1 protein-coding gene is annotated in these 1794 nt (G+C 32.2%); it reads right to left on the minus strand.

Going from position 1 to position 1794, the window contains the following annotated elements; all coding sequences use genetic code 11:
* Positions 1–265: 265 nt before the first annotated feature.
* On the minus strand, positions 266–1794 hold a 1529-nt coding region (locus tag ACRDCA_RS00335), incomplete at its 5' end, for an IS1634 family transposase (protein ID WP_438687786.1).

The following is a 1794-nucleotide window of genomic DNA, read 5'->3' on the forward strand; positions in this document are numbered from 1 at the left end:
CGCTATCAAAGTGCAAGATAAAGATGGACCTTCCATCTTTTTTTTGTATGCATAAAACAAAGATAGAATTTTAAACTGGTGAATCAGCGTATTGAAGTGGTTTTGAATCTATACGATATGGAAAGAAAAGGTGCAAACATATTGCATGATGTTTAAATCTTGGTATAATCCCATCTTTGACACCTACACAATGAAAAAGAGGCTTTAAACCCGATTAACACGGGATTTAGGCCTCTTTTTATTATGTAACGATATATAGTAATATTTACTTTTTCTTACTTTCTTTGATGATTGATCGCATTTTTGCTCTCTTTATTATTTGTGTATCTGTGCGATATCCGTAGATATCATGTAGTTTATCTGTTAGTTTAGTACGCTTATATGTTGGTATATATCCATACCCATCAACTAGGCATAAGTTCATGTTTCTAAGTGTTTCTGTCGTTTCTTCTATCGTATGTTTGTATTCTAATTTAGATTCAAGTAAGCGATAAATGAGTAACGATAAGAAGCAAATCAGGAAGTGTGCTTTGATTCTATCTTCTCTTTGAAGATAGATAGGTCTAGCGCCGAAGTCAGTCTTCATGATTCTAAAGCATTCTTCAATTTGCCAACGTTGTTTATTGATCGCAATTACGTCTTCAACTTGATCTTCTAAATCAGTTACAACTGCATAGAATCCATCATACATTGCTTCTTTCATAATCGCTTCTTCATTTAATTCACAGTGTATCTCTTCAGCTACTTCACCATGCTCTGTAACTGGTGTTTTCTTTATAAATCGAGCTGGGTCGTTGTTGTTTTTGTAGGTTTTCTTTACTTTTGAATTATTATCAATAAGCTTTTGTGCTCTTGCGATTTGTTGGGCTCTAATTTTTGATTGATAGTCTCTATATTTTGGAGAATAGGTAACTATTAAGGTTTCATTCAAACTTTTAGATGAAAGTGGTATTTCTTTATAGTAAATGGCATTGAATACTTCATCTTTGCTTTCATCCAACGTATCAAGGTTTACAAATACATTACTGCCAACCTTACGGTATTGTGCGGGATTTAATGCAATCTCTCTATCTTCTTTTTTTAGTTTTTTCAAAGATTGAGTAATGACATAAGCACGAGTAGCAACATGATTAAATAACTTATTGTCTTTAGAACCAAGTCCACTATCAGAACAATAGATAAAATTAGCACAGTCAAAGTCACGGATTACTTTTTTTTCTAGAGGAAGTAATGTCTTTTGTTCATTTTGATTGCCTGGAAATAAATCGAATGCTAGGGGAACTCCGTCTGCATCCATAAATAAGCCCATACCTACAATTGGGTTTGGTCTATTTTCTTTGCTTTTTCCATATTTTTTAAATCCATCTTCCTGTTCAATTTCGAAGTAATAATTCGTGCAGTCATAATATAAAACACTAGTATTACGTTTCTTTTCAAAATTACTGTTGCGATAAACTTCAGATTGAATATAATCAGATTCTTTCGATAATATAGAAAGCGCACGATAAACATCGTGTAACTGATATTTAGGCTGTTCTAATAAAGAGAAAGCATAATCGTAAGTACTCTTTTTACTGGAAGGATTTAAAATGCGTGAGAAAACTAAATCCGATAAAATAGCTTTTAAATCAAAATCAAAATCATTTCTAGCTTTAATATTTCGACATATATTATCAAACCTAAGAGAAGAAGTAATTGATTGAAGGAATAAATACCCACAATTAAAGCTGCGTTGTTGGTCCAATTCAATCCTTTGAATAGGAGAGAAAGGGATTGAAACAACTTCATTTTCTG

It is taken from the genome of Serratia sp. (in: enterobacteria), from assembly GCF_051654945.1.
Taxonomy (GTDB): domain Bacteria; phylum Pseudomonadota; class Gammaproteobacteria; order Enterobacterales; family Enterobacteriaceae; genus Chania.